General features: G+C 38.3%; 14 protein-coding genes and 1 tRNA gene. 10 read left to right on the top strand and 5 right to left on the bottom strand.

Features of this window, described 5'->3' with window-relative positions:
• The first annotated feature begins 253 nt into the window (after positions 1 to 253).
• Positions 254 to 1987, top strand: a complete 1734-nt coding sequence (locus DVR12_RS12880; RefSeq protein ID WP_116976078.1) for a hybrid sensor histidine kinase/response regulator — start codon at positions 254 to 256, stop codon at positions 1985 to 1987.
• Here DVR12_RS12880 and DVR12_RS12875 read toward each other — a convergent pair.
• The 3 genes from DVR12_RS12875 to dnaA form a co-directional block, all read right to left on the bottom strand.
• Positions 1972 to 2922: a terpene synthase family protein gene (locus DVR12_RS12875; protein WP_116976077.1), complete on the bottom strand. Its 951-nt coding sequence runs from the start codon at positions 2920 to 2922 to the stop codon at positions 1972 to 1974. The two genes, DVR12_RS12880 and DVR12_RS12875, sit on opposite strands and share 16 nt — an antisense overlap.
• 429 nt (positions 2923 to 3351) lie before the next feature.
• Positions 3352 to 3440 (bottom strand) — tRNA-Ser (locus DVR12_RS12870).
• A 481-nt stretch (positions 3441 to 3921) separates the two neighbouring features.
• A complete protein-coding gene (dnaA, locus tag DVR12_RS12865) occupies positions 3922 to 5355 on the bottom strand; it encodes a chromosomal replication initiator protein DnaA (protein WP_116976076.1) in 1434 nt (477 codons plus the stop codon).
• 552 nt (positions 5356 to 5907) lie between these two features.
• On the opposite strand from dnaA, the gene DVR12_RS12860 reads away from it, so the two are divergent.
• From DVR12_RS12860 to DVR12_RS12845, 4 genes are all read left to right on the top strand, one after another.
• Positions 5908 to 6291 (top strand): DUF3127 domain-containing protein, encoded by a 384-nt coding sequence (locus tag DVR12_RS12860; RefSeq protein ID WP_116976075.1) that lies wholly within the window; start codon positions 5908 to 5910, stop codon positions 6289 to 6291.
• A gap of 111 nt (positions 6292 to 6402) precedes the next feature.
• Positions 6403 to 7962 (top strand): NAD(P)/FAD-dependent oxidoreductase, encoded by a 1560-nt coding sequence (locus DVR12_RS12855; protein WP_116976074.1) that lies wholly within the window; start codon positions 6403 to 6405, stop codon positions 7960 to 7962.
• Between the two features lie 52 nt (positions 7963 to 8014).
• On the top strand, positions 8015 to 8956 hold the full coding sequence (locus DVR12_RS12850; protein WP_116976073.1) for an ABC transporter ATP-binding protein: 942 nt from the start codon (positions 8015 to 8017) through the stop codon (positions 8954 to 8956).
• A gap of 14 nt (positions 8957 to 8970) precedes the next feature.
• Positions 8971 to 10281, top strand: coding sequence for an ABC transporter permease (locus DVR12_RS12845; protein WP_116976072.1), 1311 nt, complete (start codon positions 8971 to 8973; stop codon positions 10279 to 10281).
• A gap of 17 nt (positions 10282 to 10298) precedes the next feature.
• Here DVR12_RS12845 and DVR12_RS12840 read toward each other — a convergent pair whose 3' ends face one another.
• Together DVR12_RS12840 and DVR12_RS12835 are read right to left on the bottom strand one after the other, a co-directional pair.
• On the bottom strand, positions 10299 to 11246 hold the full coding sequence (locus tag DVR12_RS12840) for an NAD(P)H-dependent flavin oxidoreductase (protein ID WP_116976071.1): 948 nt from the start codon (positions 11244 to 11246) through the stop codon (positions 10299 to 10301).
• 24 nt (positions 11247 to 11270) lie between these two features.
• Entirely contained in the window at positions 11271 to 12263 is a 993-nt protein-coding gene (locus DVR12_RS12835) for a sugar phosphate nucleotidyltransferase (protein ID WP_116976070.1), read from the bottom strand.
• 162 nt (positions 12264 to 12425) lie between these two features.
• Between DVR12_RS12835 and DVR12_RS12830 the strand changes: the two genes are divergently transcribed.
• The 5 genes from DVR12_RS12830 (at position 12426) to DVR12_RS12810 (ending at position 17299) form a co-directional block, all read left to right on the top strand.
• Positions 12426 to 13706, top strand: a complete 1281-nt coding sequence (locus tag DVR12_RS12830) for a serine hydroxymethyltransferase (RefSeq protein ID WP_116976069.1) — start codon at positions 12426 to 12428, stop codon at positions 13704 to 13706.
• Positions 13707 to 14581: 875 nt separating this feature from the next.
• Positions 14582 to 15415: an ABC transporter ATP-binding protein gene (locus tag DVR12_RS12825; RefSeq protein ID WP_116976068.1), complete on the top strand. Its 834-nt coding sequence runs from the start codon at positions 14582 to 14584 to the stop codon at positions 15413 to 15415.
• Between the two features lie 7 nt (positions 15416 to 15422).
• Positions 15423 to 16244: a hypothetical protein gene (locus DVR12_RS12820; RefSeq protein ID WP_116976067.1), complete on the top strand. Its 822-nt coding sequence runs from the start codon at positions 15423 to 15425 to the stop codon at positions 16242 to 16244.
• Between the two features lie 13 nt (positions 16245 to 16257).
• The gene (locus DVR12_RS12815; RefSeq protein ID WP_116976066.1) at positions 16258 to 16641 is read left to right on the top strand and encodes a GntR family transcriptional regulator; all 384 of its coding nucleotides are present in this window, start codon (positions 16258 to 16260) and stop codon (positions 16639 to 16641) included.
• Positions 16631 to 17299 carry a hypothetical protein gene (locus DVR12_RS12810; RefSeq protein ID WP_116976065.1) on the top strand — a complete coding sequence of 223 codons (669 nt, stop codon included), beginning with the start codon at positions 16631 to 16633 and terminating at the stop codon, positions 17297 to 17299. Before DVR12_RS12815 ends, DVR12_RS12810 begins: the two co-directional genes overlap by 11 nt.
• The last annotated feature ends 52 nt before the right edge of the window (positions 17300 to 17351 follow it).

Raw genomic sequence — 17351 nt, 5'->3', positions numbered from 1 at the left:
CATTAATTAAAAAATAATTAGACATATAAAAATATTCACAATTGTTCATTTCTGGTACATTGGCTGTTCATTTTTTATTCATCCTTTATCGTCAATCATTAATCTAGTGATTTTTAGTATCTTATCGCCACTTTATTGAAAACCGATTGGATTTGGACACCCAAAGAATGAATTTAATAATTACTATCTTAGTAGAATCGTTATTACTGATTCCTACATTGTATTTGAAAATTCCAAAAAAATCACCCTCAAAATGAGATTAGGTATTCTTGGAAAACCCGTTCTGGCAGGAACTGAAGGCATGAAGAATCAGGCCAATAAAAAGTCAGTGATGATCATTAATTCACTTGCTTTAATTGTTGGCGCTATGGTAGTAGGAGTAGGCTCCTATTTTTACCAATTAACAGGATCTTTATTGATACTTATTCCTGTGCTTATTGAAACCTGCAGTTTTTTATCCGTAATTTTCCTGAATGGCTATAAGAAATATGTAGAAGCTAATCTTGTTATGCTTGTTGTTCATTGCATTTTTGCTGTCTATTGGAGTATCGTACTGGATGCAGCTATTTCAACAGAACTTTTAAGTGCTTTTCTGTTCCTCATTATTTTTCACCTCAGTGGTACTTTTATTGTTTATCAAGAGAAAAAGATCGTCGTCGTTTGTATGGCTTTAGTAGTAATCCTAAGTATTGCTGTGCAGTTTAACCGGAGCTATCATTTTATCACCCCTCTTGCAATTAGTCCGGCTATTCAATCAACCATGCGAGGTACCACTTCTGCTGCTTTCTTTGTTTTGATTGCGCTGATTATGGCCACTTACCTAAACAAAATACAGGTTTTACTATTATCTGAACGTCAGCTTAAAGAAGTTTCCGAACGAAAAAGTGCTTTTCTGAGAGAAACCTTTCATGAATTAAGAACTCCGTTAAACGCCATATTCGGTAATGCTCAATTTTTACAGCAACGTAAAAATAGTTATAGTCAACACGAAAAACAGGAAATCGAAAACCTGTATGCCGCCTCATATATAACCAGAAACATTGTCAACAATGTATTGGATATGTCGCGTATAGATTCGGGGAAATTTTATGTTTTAATAAAAGAGCCGGTAAACTTAAAAGAATGCATTACACTATGTGTTGCAATGAACAGTTACCTTGCCGCCTCAAGAGGGATTGCTATTAATATTAATTATTGTAATCAGCTTCCTATAGCTATTAATAGCGACAAATTATTGCTCACAAAGATTTTTAACAACGTACTTTCCAATGCTGTTAAATTTGCTCCGGATAACTCTACCGTTCTGTTCAGCTGTTTCGCAGATCAACAACTAATCGTTTTTGAAATACAGAATGAAGGTGCAATAGAACCAGAAGTCTCCGATAAAATTTTTGATGCTTTTGTAACTACCCGTAGCCAGCTCTCCGAGGGCACAGGACTGGGTCTGGCAATTACCAAACATCTGGTAGAATTATTTGATGGTAAGATAATGCTGGTACCCAACAATGAAGATCTGACTATTGTAAGATTTAATATTCCACTGGAAATAGCAACGGATGCAGTATCTGTCAGTCATGCATTTGAATATCGCAAGAATTGTTTCTTCGGAGCCACAGCTGTGGTAATTGAAGATGACTTACCAAGTAGTACTTTATTAAGAAAAGTATTGGTAGAAATGGGAATTCAACCAATTATTTGCAGCGATGCAAACGAATCTATAACCCTGATTAAAGAACACAGGCCTACTGTTGTCATTTCTGATCTGAATATGCCTGGGATGTCTGGAAAAGAATTGCTTACTCAAATCAATATCAGTAAAGAGCTAAAAGGCATCCCCGTACTTATTGTGTCCGGAGACGCCTTTAGCACTGTAAAAGATGAATTACTGGAAGCCGGTGCAGCAGCCTTTATTACAAAACCAGTACACTTTAAGGAATTGTATCAGGAGCTGTCGAAACAACTTCCGCTACGTTATGCAGCAGTATAACGCTTGCTTTCTATCGTAGCCCAGTCGTAATATCCTCTTAAAATTTTTTTCAGACCTAATACGTATTCATCTACCTGGGTATTAATTGCCGGGCTCCAGAATGGGAGTTGTGAGCAGGCTATTTCCAGCTTTTCCAGATACTGATCGTGCTCATTTATCACATAACTAAATGCTTCATCTTCCGATATTTTTAATTCATGCTGAGCAATGAAGATGAGATTCAAACCTGTTGTTTCCAGATTCTTCTCACGGTGAAATGAATGAACATCATTACCTAATCCGCCAACCAGGTTTAGAATAAGTTCTATTTCCTGCATTACCGGATGTAAGTATACTTCGTCAGGTAAATTCAAACGCTGAAAAATAGCAACTAACGGAAACATAATAGAGAAGCCGGTATCTGGACGTACTTTGAAGTATTCGTCGACCGACGGCAGATAATTCATGGTTTGCATATCCAGTTCATAGAAACATTCTCTCAGGTAAGTAACAATATGCTTACACAATAATTGATAAAGAAATGGAGTACTGATGGCATTGAATCTTGCGAGCAAGTCTATCAGGCTTGTACTGAAAACATCATCTTTAAACCTGGTTCCTTTGTTTTCGAGGATATCAATTAATCTGTATAACAATACCTCCATTGCAATAGCTTCTTCTTTATTGCTGGATGCGCGGTCGCATTTATCATCAACCGAGAACAACCAGGTGAGTAAATCGCCTGCCAGGCATAAGTCATTAAACCCTGCATCGGGGTATTCGCGTGCTCCTTGCATTCCGAATTGTGCTTTTTGATACCATAGCAAAGGTTTTACAGACGGTAACAAATTGAATTTTTCAGCAAAAGTAAGGGTGTGAGCCTGTACAGCTTCTGCATAAGGACTGATTTCGGTGATTCCAGGAAATTCGACATAGTTTTTTTCAAGAACTAACATAATAGAAAAATTAAAAGGGTGAGAAATTATTGTGTTGATAAAAGAAAAAGCAAGTACAATAACTACCGGATAATTGACCTATTTGCAACAATCATGAAGAACCTATCTATAGTCTGATGAACATTTCCAAATCAGATACTATGAGTTGTGAATTCCTGTTATTTATTCGATACTTCCGGGCTTAATACGGAACAGACACTATGACAATAATTTGTTATTCATTTGCCGGTAAGCAGAGTAATGGTATATTTTGGATACATGAAAATAGTATATATATCCTACATTCTGTGGAGATTAACTATTGGTTAGGATAACGGATAAGGATAATGGAAAAGTGTATGCAATTCATTTGAATAATATAGTTGATATAATTTGGGGTAGATATAAAACTAAAAAAGGACAGACTTGCGTCCATCCTTTTAAAGCTTGCGGTGAGGGAGGGATTCGAACCCTCGGTACAGTTTAACCCGTACGACGGTTTAGCAAACCGTTCCTTTCGGCCACTCAGGCACCTCACCGAAAATCCCTTTGTGTATGTCTCTGAAGGGGTTGCAAAAATAATCAAAGTTTTATATTCTCCAAAAGCATTTTCACTTTTTTGGAAAAATTTTTTCTTTTTGCCCGCTAAGAAATCAATAAAACCAAGCTACGTAAGGGTTTTAGAGCATTAATAGTGTTATAATAAAGAAGCATAAGTTTTTTAATACTTTCTTAAAACCTTAGCATTCTTTGTTTTCTATGGTCTTTTATAAGCAATCTGGATGTTTAAAGCAAAGAAAGGTTTTAATCAATTTATAGCATTAGAACAAGATTATTAATGCTTACGTTTCTCCAGTTCCATTTGAGCAATTTGGATTTTTTCTTTTTGATCCCAGAAAGAAAAGAAGGGTTTCAGAGCATTTATAGCTTTATAAAAAAAGAAGCATAAGATTTTAAATCTTATGCTTCTTTTTTTCTTTACTCCTTTGTGAGCAATAAGGTTCCAGGGCTAAATACAGGCTACATAGCAGCAAGTTGTACTTTCTGTTGTAATTCAATCACGCTATCGCGGAAGTTATTATCTGTATCCATCAGGTCTTTAACAGTTTGGCAGCTGTGAATAACGGTAGTATGGTCACGGCCTCCAAAGTGTTCTCCAATGGTTTTTAGTGAATTCTTTGTAAATGATTTCGCAAGGTACATTGTTATCTGTCTGGCTTGTACTATTTCACGCTTACGGGTTTTCTGCAACAGTTTATCGTAAGGCACATCAAAATATTCACAAACCATTTTCTGAATGCTTTCGATGGTAATTTCTTTGGAAGAAGTTTTAACAAACGACTTCAATACACGTTTCGCCAGTTCCAGATCAATTTCTTTGCGATTCAGGGAAGATTGGGCAAGTAATGAAATGAGAGCGCCTTCCAGTTCTCTTACATTGGTTTGAATATTATAAGCCACGTACTTTACCACCTCTTTAGGCATTTCCAGGCCATCGTTGCGCATTTTCATTTCCAGAATCTCCATTCTGGTTTCGAAATCAGGCACCTGAATATCGGCGCTTAATCCCCAGCGAAAACGGCTCAATAATCTTTCCTGCACACCATCTAAATCTTTCGGTGCTTTATCTGATGTTAGGATCAGTTGTTTACCGGATTGATGTAAGTGGTTGAAGATAGCAAAGAAAGCATCCTGGGTTTTCTCTGCTCTTGCAAAAAACTGGATATCATCTACGATCAATACATCTATCAGCTGATAGAAATGAATAAAGTCGTTGATAATATTGTTTTTTGAGTGATCAATAAATTGGTTAATAAACTTTTCGGCACTAACATACAGAACGGCTTTATTGGGATGTATACGTTTTACATCATTGCCCACTGCTTGCGCCAGATGCGTTTTACCTAAACCTACTCCCCCATATATAACAAGAGGGTTAAAAGAGGTACCACCGGGCTTTTCTGCGACAGTTTTACCAGCGCGACGAGCAACTCTGTTACTGTCACCTTCTACATACGCATCAAACGTATAGTTAGGATTTAGCTGCGAATCGATCTGTACGCGCTTAATTCCTGGGATTACAAAAGGGTTCTTAACCGGGTTATGAATGGTTAAGGGGAAATCTACTTCATTGTCTTTCTGAGGTTTGGTAAACTGCGTAGGCATGTTTACTGTTTTGGGATGTTGATGTGGTGTACCATTCTCTACTACAATGCGATACTCCAACCTGGCTTCTTTACCTAATTCTCTTTTAATTGTTTTCCCTAATAATCCCACATAATGCTCTTCCAAATATTCATAAAAGAATTGGCTGGGGACCTGGATGGTTAAAACATTGTTTTCAAGTTTAATGGGTTTAATTGGTTCAAACCATGTCTTAAACGGCTGCCATTCAACTATATCCCTAATTATATTAAGACACTTTTCCCAAACTTGTTCGCAAGTTTTATTCATTGAGATAAAAAAAATTAGTTGTTTCTTAATTAAGGATGCTTAGTTCTCGAATTCCTAATCTCTCAACCAGGATGTTGAAAAATTTTCAGACAGGACGACGAATATCTGTAGAAAATGTTGAAAAAAAAAATTTATCTACCCTTGTTTATATTCTCCTAATTACAGTATTCCTAAACTCCTTCTTATTAGCATTACCATAGTCCTATTACCGCCACCAGAAAGGATTTCATCAATGTTCCCCTCTTGCTAAACAGGTCATTTACCATCGTTATTCTCCTTTTTATCCAATTATGGATATATAACAGATAAAATAATATCGCAGATGCCTTCTTCGTAAAAGATTGTTCACTTTAGTAAGTTGAGATATTAACACTTTTCACGAAGAGGGTGCAAAACTATGTTAGTATCTCCATTTAAAAAAATGGATTTAAGTCTATTAACAATCAAACTATTTTTTTATATCCGCGCGCCCGGTTATTATTAAAAATATTTTATGCAAGCATCCACGAATACCCTTATCTTTGACCCTTCTGAATTTAAAATAATTTTTCTATGAGTTTTGAAATTACCGGAAAGCTGATTGTGAAGTACAATACGGTGCAACGTAGCGAAACTTTTAAAACAAGAGAATTCGTTATAGAAAAGTCTGACGACATCAACGGCCGTGTTATTAACAACTATATTAAGTTCCAGTCGGTACAAGATCGTACTGGTATCGTTGACCGGTTCAATGAAGGTGAGAATGTTAAAGTTTATTTCAATATCAAAGGTACCAGATGGGAAAAAGATGGTAAAGTAAACTACATCACTAACCTTGATGCCTGGCGTATGGAGTCTGTAATGGCCGCTCCGGCTCCCGGAACTGATCCAATGCCTAATTATAGCGCTCCTCAAATGCCCGCTGGTGGCGATGGTGGAGACGACCTTCCGTTCTAATTACACACAGATTACTGGAAAAATAAATGTATTTAGGGATTTGAAATGCGCTAGTTTTCACGCATTCCAAATCCCTAAATACATAATAATATTTTAGGATAAACACCTAACATGATTCAACAAATCTCCCTCAAACTCTTACCTGCCAACGCAGGTAATCATACACATATCCTACAGGCAGCAGCCAATGAACTAAATGTCAAACCTGCCGCCATCACCGGATTCAATCTACTCAAACGCTCTATTGACGCCCGCTCCAGACAAGTATATTTTATACTTACCCTACAGGTATTCATCAATGAACCCTGGATAGTAAGGCCGCATCTTCACCCTACCTATCACTCCCTACCAGCCAATGCCCCGTCAGTTATTATTGTCGGAGCCGGCCCTGCTGGCCTCTTTGCTGCACTACGCCTCATAGAAGCCGGCATTAAACCCATCATCCTCGAAAGAGGTAAAGATGTACGCGCCCGCCGCCGCGATCTGGCCGCACTCAATAAAACCGGTATCGTAAACCCCGAATCTAATTACTGCTTCGGCGAAGGTGGCGCCGGTACCTACTCCGATGGTAAACTTTATACCCGCTCCAATAAACGTGGTGATATTAATCGAATCCTTAACATATTCGTCTTTTTTGGCGCCGATGAAAAAATAATGATCGATGCTCACCCTCATATTGGTACCAATAAACTCCCACATATCATCACTGCTATGAGGGAACAAATTATCAATAGTGGCGGAGAAGTTCATTTCGAACAAAAAGTAACCGATATACTTATTGCCAATAATAAAGTCACCGGTGTAACTACTGCAACCGGCCAAACTTTTCATGCTGCCGATATCATCCTGGCAACCGGTCACTCAGCAAGAGATATATTTACACTACTACATAGTAAAAATATCCTCCTGGAAGCAAAACCATTTGCTTTAGGTGTAAGAATTGAACACCCACAGGAAATAATAGATAAAGCTCAATATCATTGCGATCTGAGAGGCGACTTCCTTCCACCGGCCAGCTATAGCCTGGTAGAACAAGTGGAGGGCCGCGGCGTTTTCTCTTTCTGTATGTGTCCTGGTGGCATTATTGCTCCAGCATCTACCGACCCGGGTGAACTGGTGGTAAACGGATGGTCGCCCTCCAAAAGAAATAACCCTTACGCCAATTCAGGTATGGTCGTAACTGTAGATGAATCCGACTTTACTCCATTTGCCAAACATGGCCCTTTAGCTGCTATGTACTTCCAGCAAATGGTGGAACAAAAAGCATTCAATGCAGGTGGTGGAAATTTTGTTGCTCCGGCACAACGAATGACAGATTTTGTACAGAAAAAAATCTCTTCTTCTCTTCCCGATTGCTCTTATCTGCCTGGCATTCATTCTACCGATCTTCGTTCCGTTTTACCCGCTAGTGTGCATCAACGCCTGGGCCCTGCCTTAAAAGCATTCGGCAAAAAAATGAAGGGATATTATACAGAACAGGCAGTACTTGTAGCCACCGAATCCCGGACTTCTTCACCTGTACGCATCCCTCGCAACAACGATACTTTGGAACATCCTCAAATTGCCGGCCTTTACCCTTGCGCGGAAGGTGCTGGTTATGCCGGTGGTATTGTTTCTGCTGCAATGGATGGAGAACGCGTTGCTGCTGTTATTGCCGAAAAATTAAAGTAATAATCGTCTAATATTTACTATCTTCTTAACAGATTAATTGCTAATTTCCAGTATGAACTTACTCGAAGTATCGCATCTCAAAAAGTATTATGAAACCCACAAAGCCGTAGATGATATTTCCTTCTCCATCCAGCAGGGAAGCATCTTTGGGCTGCTGGGCCCAAACGGAGCCGGCAAAACTACCTTGTTACGAATGCTAACAGGCATCTTCTACCCCGATGAAGGCAAAATTACATTCAATGGCCATCCATTTGATCCTGAAAAGGATATTCAATATATCGGCTATATGCCGGAAGAAAGAGGCCTATATAAAAAAATGATGGTTGGCGAGCAAACGCTCTATCTTGCCCAACTAAAAGGCCTCAGTAAAAAAGAAGCTACCAGCAGTATAAAATATTGGTTCGATAAATTCGATATCAACTCCTGGTACACTAAAAAGGTAGATGAATTGAGTAAAGGAATGCAACAAAAAGTGCAATTTATTTCTACTGTGTTGCATAAACCTAAACTCCTGATCCTCGATGAACCATTCACCGGATTAGACCCCATCAACTCAGAGATGATCAAACAGGAAATCTTCAACCTTAGTAAAGAAGGTACTACCATCATCTTTTCTACCCACCGTATGGAACAGGTGGAAGAAATCTGCGACCATATTATGCTGGTTAATAAAGGGCAGAAAATACTCGATGGAAGTGTTGCCGGAATCAAACAGGAATTCAAACAAGGCCTCTTTAAAGTGGGTTTAGGTACTATGCCTAATCCGGCACAAATGGCTACCTGGCATTTCAATATTATCGAAACACACGATAAGGCATTTACTGTAAAACTGAATGAAGATAGTACTACTAACGATATATTACTACACTTCATCCGCCAGGATATTCCTGTTACTTACTTTGAAGAAATACTTCCAACCATTAATGAAGTATTTATCAAGCAGGTAAAACAAACTGAAGAAGCCGACCTGAAAACAGCACCTGTTCTTTCCTGATTACAACTTGACTTATGAACAAAATTCTTATCATCATAAAACGGGAATTTCTTACCCGTATCCGTAAGAAATCTTTTCTGGTTACTACACTCTTAGTTCCACTTGCTTTTGCAGCAATGATCATTGTTCCCATTTTACTCGCAACAGGCGATAATGAGAAAAAACGTATTGCAGTAATTGATCAGAGCGGGCTATTTGAGAATAAATTCCCGGACGAAAAAGGAATCTATTTTAAATATCTACCTGCAAATCAATCGTTCGACAGCCTGAAAGCCAATTATGAGAGCCAGGGATTTCAGGGTGTTTTATTCATCCCGAAATTTGATCTTGAAAGACCATCCGGTTTTGAATTCTATAGTAAAGGACAAGCAAACATTACGCTCGAACATGAAATCAATAAACAGATTAATGATGTAATAGAAAACAAAAGACTGGCAGAACAGGGGCTCGATCCTGCAAAATTGAAAGAGCTCAGATCGGATGCTGAAGTTGTATTCAAAAATGGAAAGGAAGATAAAAAAGGTAGTTCGCTTGTAGCTTATGGTGTTGGCTATGCCAGTGGCTTTATTATTTACTTTGTGTTGCTGTTGTTTGGTACTACGGTAATGAGAGGTGTAATGGAGGAAAAAGTTAACCGTATTTCTGAAGTAATGGTTTCCAGTGTAAGACCATTCCAGCTCATGATGGGCAAAATTGTTGGTATCGGAGCTGTTGGGTTGCTACAATTTTTGATCTGGGGCGTATTAATTACCGTTATTTACACGATTATTATTCCTTTATTTATTTCACCTGAAGTTATGCAAGCCGCTTCTCAGGGCACTTCCACTGTAGATCAGGCAAAAGCTGCTGAAATGGTAAAAAACATCAGCCAGGTAATGGGAAGCATCAACTGGGGCTTATTAATTCCATGCTTCTTCCTTTATTTCCTGGGCGGTTATTTATTCTATTCTTCTCTTTATGCGGCTGTAGGTAGTTTAGCCAATGAAGATGCAACTGATATTCAACAACTTTCTTTCCCTATTACTGTTCCAATCATTATCGGAATTATGATTATGATCAAATCAGTACAAAATCCAGAAAGTTCGTTGGCCGTTTGGGGATCAATTATTCCATTCACTTCCCCTATAGTAATGATGACAAGATTACCATATGGAGTACCGGGTACAGTACCTTACTGGCAATTAGGGTTATCGTTTATTTGTCTGATCGGCGGATTTATTCTGACTACCTGGTTAGCTGGTAAAATTTATCGTACAGGGATTCTGCTTTATGGTAAGAAAATCACGCTGAAGGAAGCCATGAAATGGATAGTAAAAAGAAACTAAATAAAACAGGGATTTTGTTAATCAACAAAATCCCTGAATTTTTTTACGGTAGTCTGAAACTCTTGCCAGATCTCTTCTACAACTTCTCCGGCAGGCTTTATTTCTGTTATTAATGAACTAACCTGGCCTATTTCCAGTTCCCCTTCTTCAAGGTCTCCTTCAAACATTCCGGCTTTCGCTCTTGCACGACCTAATAAGGTTTTTAGTGTTTCAATATCTGCCCCGTTATTTTCTGCGGTATGCACCGCCTCATAAAATGCATTCTTTAATAGTCTGACAGGTGTGAGCTTTTTCAAACCCACCATAGTATCACCTTCTTTAGCATTTACAACTGCCTGTTTGAAGTTTAAATGCGAAGAAGCTTCAGGAGTAGCTACAAATCTACTACCTACCTGCACACCTTCTGCTCCTAGAGCAAAAGCGGCTGCCATAGCTTTTCCTGTGGCAATACCGCCAGCGGCGATTACAGGAATTTTTACCTGTGCTGTTACACCGGGTATTAAAACAAGGGTAGTGGTTTCCTCGCGGCCATTATGCCCACCGGCTTCAAAACCTTCTGCTACTACAGCATCTACGCCGGCAGCTTCACTTTTAAGAGCAAAAGCAGTACTTGAAACTACGTGCACTACTATGATACCGGCAGCTTTTAGTGTAGAAGTCCAGGTTTTTGGATTCCCTGCAGAAGTAAAAACTATAGGAACTTTTTCTTCAAGAATAATCTGTACCAGCTTATCAATATCCGGATACAACAAGGGAAGGTTTACTCCGAATGGCTTATCGGTTGCTTGTTTACATTGTTGTACATGATATTTTAAAACATCAGGATACATACTACCGGCGCCAATGATGCCTAATCCGCCAGCGTTACTTACTGCACTTGCCAAACGCCAACCGCTGGCCCAGATCATGCCGGCCTGAATAATGGGATATTTGATATTGAATAAAGAAGTAATCCTGTTTTCCATATCAACGAATATAGGAAAAGTAGCTTATCCCAGATCTATTTCCGTATTATCACCGATATTAAGGCTTTGGCTAAGACCTCTGATATTGGCATCGCTACCAATGAGGGAAGATTTTAATACAACTTCGTACAGATTACTGAAAGAGCCAATGATAGAATCTTTAACTATGGAGTAGTTGATAACTGTATTATCTCCAACTGCAACATTAGGCCCTATAATAGAATTTTTGATATTACATCCTTCACCTATACTTACCGGCGGGATGATAATAGTATTTTCATATGGTAATACAGGATTGCTGGCCAGTTTATACTTCTTCAGTAATATAGCATTGGTTTCCAGCAAGGTATCTTTTCTTCCGCAGTCGAACCAGTTGGATACTTTAAATCCATTAAAACGCACACCATGTTCTATCATGCATTCCAAAGCATCGGTAAGCTGAAATTCATCGTGTGATTTTACTTTATTATCTATATTGTTTTGAAGACAATCGTAAAGTTGTTTGGTTTCTTTAATCTTATAAACACCTACCAGCGCCAGATTAGATTTAGGAATCTGAGGTTTTTCTACTACTCTGGTAATTTGTCCGTCTTCATTCAGTTCCGCTACTCCGAAATTACGGGGATCATCTACTTTTTTAAGACCGAGCATGGAGTATGGAGAGGCTATCAGCTCTTTATAGTCGGTTTCTGCGATAGTATCACCTAAAACGATTAATACTTCATCGTTGCCAACAACTTCTCTTGTTAATGCTATAGCGTGTCCTGTACCTTCTCTGCTATTTTGCTGAACGAAATAACAGGTAAGTTGAGGATATTTTTTTTCTACGTAGTGCTGTATTTTTTCACCCAGGTATCCCACTACAAAAACAAATTCTGTAATTCCGGCATCAACCAATTGATCAATAATGATACTAAGAATGGTTCTGCCAGCTAAAGGTATTAATGCTTTGGGCTGTGTGTAGGTGTGTGGGCGTAATTTTGTACCTGCCCCTGCCACTGGTATTATTGCCTTCATCTATAATTGTCGTTAGGATTATGTTGCTCCCGAATGGCGCGAAATTATGACAAATTAAGAAGATTTAGGGATTTTGGGGGTAATGATGCTGTTAAGAAGTTAAAAAGCTTCAATTGCATTTGATCAGGCTTTATTCTATTTTTGCACCAAATTTTAGGCATCATGCAAAGAGACCAGCAAATATTTGATTTAATCGGCCAGGAATTGCAACGTCAGCGCCATGGCATTGAACTGATTGCATCCGAGAACTTTACCAGTTTGCAAGTTATGCAGGCAATGGGAAATGTGATGACAAATAAATATGCCGAAGGGTATCCTGGCAGAAGGTATTATGCAGGCTGCGAAATAGTAGACCAGAGCGAACAACTCGCAATTGACAGGGCAAAACAAATATTTGGAGCTGCTTATGTGAACGTACAACCTCACTCAGGCGCTCAGGCTAATGCAGCTGTTATGCTGGCCATTTTACAAGCAGGAGATAAAATATTAGGTTTAGATCTGAGCATGGGCGGGCACCTGACCCATGGTTCATCTGTAAACTATTCAGGTAAACTGTATCAGCCTCACTTCTATGGCGTAAATAAAGAAACTGGATTAGTTGAATACGATAAGATGGAGGAAATCGCTAACCGCGAAAAACCTAAATTGATTGTATGTGGTGCTTCTGCCTATAGCCGTGATTGGGATTACAAACGTATTCGTGAGATTGCAGACCAGGTAGGTGCATTTGTATTGGCTGATATCGCTCACCCTGCCGGTTTAATCGCTAAAGGATTATTAAATTCTCCATTTGCTCATTGTCATTTCGTTACTACTACCACTCACAAAACCCTACGTGGTCCTCGTGGTGGTATGATTATGATGGGTGCGGATTTCGAAAATCCATTTGGACTGAAAACTCCAAAAGGCGAAACCCGTATGATGAGCTCATTAATTGATACTGCTGTATTCCCTGGAATTCAGGGTGGTCCGTTGGAGCATGTAATTGCTGCTAAAGCAGTTTCTTTCTTCGAGATCTTGTCAGACGATTATACCGTTTATGCCAAGCAAATCCTGAAAAATGCTCAGGCTATGGCTAAAAGCTTTGTTGATAAAGGTTACCAGATCATCTCCGGCGGTACCGATAACCACCTGATGCTGATCGACCTTCGCAATAAAAACATCTCTGGTAAAAAAGCTGAACAGGTATTGGTACAGGCAGATATTACTGCCAATAAAAATATGGTGCCTTTCGATGATAAATCAGCTTTCGTTACTTCAGGTATCCGTGTAGGCGTTCCGGCTATTACCACACGTGGACTGAAAGAAGAACATATGGGCCAGATCGTTGAGTGGATCGATCAACTGTTGATGGATGCAGACAACGAAGCGCTGATCAAAAATATCAGAGGCGAAGTAAATGGCTTTATGAAGCAATTCCCGCTTTATCCTGAGTTAGGATAAGCTTTGCCATAAGGATTTTAGAAAAGAGACTGTTTCAGTAATGAGACAGTCTCTTTTTGTTTTTTTAGGTTGATAGGGGAATGCAGGTAAATGAGGCATTGATTAATACAAAACTTCTTCGACTGCAAGAAGGTAGGAAAACCCAATGCTATTGGGTTAAGGTAAATAGGCCCTGGTTTAATTATCTTTAAGTGAATGATGAATTTCCTGTACTGTAGACTGGGCAGGGGTAAAACCCTGCCCCTACAGGGTTTCATCGAAACCAAATTTTCATCTGGTAGATATATTTCATGTTAAAAGTCGATCTACTAATTTCAATTCTGTAAAGGAACAATTCTACAATATAGAAACTGCAATTCGCTGAAACCCTGTAGGGGCAGGGTTTACCCCTGCCCAGTCTACAGTAAAGGAAACCAGTCATTTAAATTGAAATTCAATATTCAATCAACATCCTTCCACTTAACTTAATAGCATTGGGTTTACCATGCCCAGTCTACAGTAAAGGAAACCAGTCATTTAAATTGAAGACAATATTCAATCAGCAACCTTTCCCTTAACCTAATAGCATTGGGTTTATCCCAATGCCTACCATCAGCCATAGAAAATAAATCCAACAATTAAAGATCAAGAATTCATGAAATCTATTGATTTAAGTAAATAATAAGGATAACACTAAGTCTTGCATAAACTTTAAATAATACACCTTCATCAACCTAAAAACCACGCTCCACAAGACAACTTCAAGTTCACCCTTAAAAATTTCTTCCCGCTACAGATAAGCATCTAAGCCTAATTCCTGATTTTCTGTTTGGAAATCTAAATAAGAGTTCTACTTTTACAGTGTATTAGTTAAGTAGTACACTAAATCGCTAAATATGATCAACATAAAATCTCTATCGTTTAGCTATCGAAAAAAGAAACCTCTATTCCAGGATCTTCAACTATCCTTAGAAGCTGGACATATCTATGGTTTACTAGGTAAAAACGGAGCTGGTAAATCCACTCTCCTGAAACAAATAGCAGGCTTGCTATTTCCCGATAGCGGTACCTGTGAAGTAATGGGCTATTCTTCTGCCAACAGGCAACCCAGCTTCCTGCAGGAAATTTTTCTGGTGCCTGAAGAGTTCTATCTCCCTAAATTCAGTGTTCAGAAATATGTGAACATTTACTCTCCATTTTACCCCAATTTCGACAAAGCTGCCTTCTTCCGCTATTTAAAAGAATTCAACATCCCACAAGACCAGCAATTAACAGAAATGTCTTATGGCCAGAAAAAGAAAGTGCTGATCAGCTTTGCCCTGGCCACCAATACAAAAGTGTTGATTATGGACGAACCCACAAATGGTCTCGACATCCCTTCTAAAAGCCAGTTCAGAAAAGTAATCGCCTCTGCTGTAAGTGACGACAAATGCATTGTCATCTCTACTCACCAGGTCAGAGATCTCGACAACCTCATTGATAGCATTGTGATAATAGACGATCACAAAATTGTTTTCAAAGAAGATATACAAACAGTAACGAATAAACTAAGCTTCAGAACTGTAACAAGGTTGGAAGAAATTGAAACTGTTTTATTTGCCGATAGTTCTTTACGTGGTCATAATATCATTACCCCTAATACAGGATTTGATCACAATAAAGTAGATATGGAATTGCTGTTTAATGCGGTTCTTTCCAATCAGAAACCTATACAAGAAATTTTCAACTAATTAGCATATGCATACAAATAATTTCTTTCAGCCTACCCGCATGCTGCTCTATTTTAAAAAGTATGCTACCGATAATCTGAAGTTCTATATCCTGGGAGCCTTGGCTACCTTTGGAATTATGACCGGTATTGGCGCTTTTGGTGTGCTCGTTGCCCACACTACTTATACCAGCACCACCAATATCATACCCTTTTACTACATAGGTTTATACCTGGGTAGTGCATTGCTTACCAGCAGATCTTTCAACGAATTTTCCTCTAAAGAAAAAAGTATAGATTTTCTAATGCTGCCAGCATCACAGTTCGAGAAATTTCTCACAACGTTCCTGATCACCGTAGTTGGTTACTTTATTTTCTATCATATCAGTTGTTTTCTATCACTCAATATAATAGAAGGCTTACAGAACATGAAGTACAATAATCAGGTTAAACTCGTGCATGACTATGAATTTCTGTCAAACTACCGAGAGTATTGGTATTACGGTTACTTCCTGCTTCAGGCTATAATTCTCTTAGCGGCCACCTGGTTCCATAAGTATACCTTAATAAAAACAATAGTTTCCCTGTTTGTTGTTTTACTGGCTGTTGCATTGGTTCACTCCTTTATTATTCTGTGTTTATTTGGTACTGAAGGCGAAATGTATAAAAGAACAGCTCCCTTTTTCTTGGTTGGTAAGCAGATTTATAATCTGTCAAACAACTCCTCATACACGGAAATCTATATAATTCCTGAATGGCTAAGAAACACTTACCTATTCATCGTCAAATTCATAGTAGGCCCTGCACTTTTAGTTCTAACCTACTTCCGTTTAAAGGATAAAGAAATTTAAAACTATTTGAGCCATGGAATTTAAAGATACACAAGCAATCTACCTCCAAATCGCTGATTATATCTGCGAACAGGTATTGCTCAACAAATGGCCTCCTGAAGAACGCATACCATCGGTCAGAGAATTGGCAGTTGCATTGGAAGTAAATCCTAATACCATCATGCGTACCTGTGAATTGTTGCAACAACAGGAAATAATTCACAATAAAAGAGGTATAGGCTACTTCATCAACACTGATGCCATTCAGAAGATTAAAGAATACAAGAAGGAAGCATTTATAACTAATGAACTTCCCAGCTTCTTCAGGAACCTTTATTTATTAGGAATGAATCTCGATGAACTGAAACCTCACTTCGAGAAATTCAAACAATCAAAGTTCAACGAACATGAAAACTAGTAGTAAATTAATCATAGCTTTTGGGAGCTGGCTATTTGCAATGCTCCTGTTTTCAGCCATCATTTTAAGGGTGAATTACAGCAAGGGTATTACCAATGTGGATAAATCTTCCACACGAAGAAACAGAGAGCCGGAAACAGTTCAGCCCTTTCATGCTTTAGTATTCAAAAATGGTATTCTACAAGATAAAAGCAAAGATTTTGTATACGTGGATTTGAAGCAAGCAGACAATTATAGTGTAGATGGATTAACTAAAGATGAATTCTATTATAAAGGCGATACTCTTGTAATAGAAAACAGTAAAAATATTTATGTTTCAATAACCGCTCCTTCTATTAATTATATAGAACATAAGGGCCAGATGTGGTATCTGAAAATTGTAGATTTTAATAAATTATCTGCATTAAATATTGTTGCGGAAGACAATACATATACTGTATTAGAAAACTCAAAAATTCAGCTCCTGAACTACAAAGGCAAAGTCTCTACCAAACTATTTGTTGAATTTCCAAATACTGTTGATTCAGCCAATTTAGAACTTACTAAAGGTTCACTGACATTTAAAGCAACTAACAAATATGCTGATTTAAGGCTGGATAGTATGTCAATTTTGGAACTGAATGGCGATATTTTACAATCAATTAAATCATTCAAATAATAAGCAATAAACTTATAAAAAACAGCAATAGGTTATCAAACCAATCGTCTAA

Origin of the sequence: Chitinophaga silvatica (genome assembly GCF_003419895.1) — a bacterium.
Classification (GTDB): Bacteria; Bacteroidota; Bacteroidia; order Chitinophagales; family Chitinophagaceae; genus Chitinophaga; species Chitinophaga silvatica.
This window is presented reverse-complemented; position numbering and strand designations above follow the sequence as displayed.

Excerpts from the sequence above, each read along its gene's own strand:
- DVR12_RS12820 (WP_116976067.1), top strand. The coding sequence starts at position 15,423 with ATGCATACAAATAATTTCTTTCAGCCTACCCGCATGCTGCTCTATTTT.
- DVR12_RS12855 (WP_116976074.1), top strand. The coding sequence starts at position 6,403 with ATGATTCAACAAATCTCCCTCAAACTCTTACCTGCCAACGCAGGTAAT.
- DVR12_RS12810 (WP_116976065.1), top strand. The coding sequence starts at position 16,631 with ATGAAAACTAGTAGTAAATTAATCATAGCTTTTGGGAGCTGGCTATTT.
- DVR12_RS12875 (WP_116976077.1), bottom strand. The coding sequence starts at position 2,922 with ATGTTAGTTCTTGAAAAAAACTATGTCGAATTTCCTGGAATCACCGAA.
- DVR12_RS12850 (WP_116976073.1), top strand. The coding sequence starts at position 8,015 with ATGAACTTACTCGAAGTATCGCATCTCAAAAAGTATTATGAAACCCAC.
- DVR12_RS12830 (WP_116976069.1), top strand. The coding sequence starts at position 12,426 with ATGCAAAGAGACCAGCAAATATTTGATTTAATCGGCCAGGAATTGCAA.
- DVR12_RS12845 (WP_116976072.1), top strand. The coding sequence starts at position 8,971 with ATGAACAAAATTCTTATCATCATAAAACGGGAATTTCTTACCCGTATC.
- dnaA (WP_116976076.1), bottom strand. The coding sequence starts at position 5,355 with ATGAATAAAACTTGCGAACAAGTTTGGGAAAAGTGTCTTAATATAATT.
- DVR12_RS12835 (WP_116976070.1), bottom strand. The coding sequence starts at position 12,263 with ATGAAGGCAATAATACCAGTGGCAGGGGCAGGTACAAAATTACGCCCA.
- DVR12_RS12860 (WP_116976075.1), top strand. The coding sequence starts at position 5,908 with ATGAGTTTTGAAATTACCGGAAAGCTGATTGTGAAGTACAATACGGTG.
- DVR12_RS12815 (WP_116976066.1), top strand. The coding sequence starts at position 16,258 with ATGGAATTTAAAGATACACAAGCAATCTACCTCCAAATCGCTGATTAT.
- DVR12_RS12880 (WP_116976078.1), top strand. The coding sequence starts at position 254 with ATGAGATTAGGTATTCTTGGAAAACCCGTTCTGGCAGGAACTGAAGGC.
- DVR12_RS12840 (WP_116976071.1), bottom strand. The coding sequence starts at position 11,246 with ATGGAAAACAGGATTACTTCTTTATTCAATATCAAATATCCCATTATT.
- DVR12_RS12825 (WP_116976068.1), top strand. The coding sequence starts at position 14,582 with ATGATCAACATAAAATCTCTATCGTTTAGCTATCGAAAAAAGAAACCT.